Genomic DNA, 420 nt, shown 5'->3' on the forward strand with positions numbered 1-420 from the left:
GCTCATTTCAAAGATGGACACTCTCGCACCCAAATCGCCAAGTTTCTTATGGTGAGCCGAACCAGTGTTAATAAGTGGGTTCACACTTTTCTTGAAGAAGGATTAGAAGGGCTGAAGGAAAAGCCAAGAACGGGACGCCCCCCCCCCTTCTTAACTTTTGAGCAAAGAGAGCAATTGAGCCAATACATAAAAGATAAAGCCAATGATACACAAGGCGGACGACTGACTGGGGCCGACATCCACGCTTATATCGTGAAAGAATTTGGCCAGCACTACCACCCTGATTCTATCTATTACCTGCTCGACCACATGGGCTTTTCATGGATAACTTCCCGCTCAAAACACCCCAAGCAATCTCAAGAAGTCCAAGACGATTTTAAAAAAATTCAAAATTGAAACGATCCTGAAGATCCCAGGACA

General features: G+C 45.0%; 1 protein-coding gene. It reads left to right on the top strand.

What is annotated here, in order from left to right; genetic code table 11:
* On the top strand, positions 1-396 hold a 396-nt coding region (locus UF06_RS19015), incomplete at its 5' end, for an IS630 family transposase (protein ID WP_052702583.1).
* Between the last annotated feature and the right edge of the window lie 24 nt (positions 397-420).

The organism is Vibrio sp. S234-5 (assembly GCF_000960595.1).
GTDB lineage: Bacteria > Pseudomonadota > Gammaproteobacteria > Enterobacterales > Vibrionaceae > Vibrio.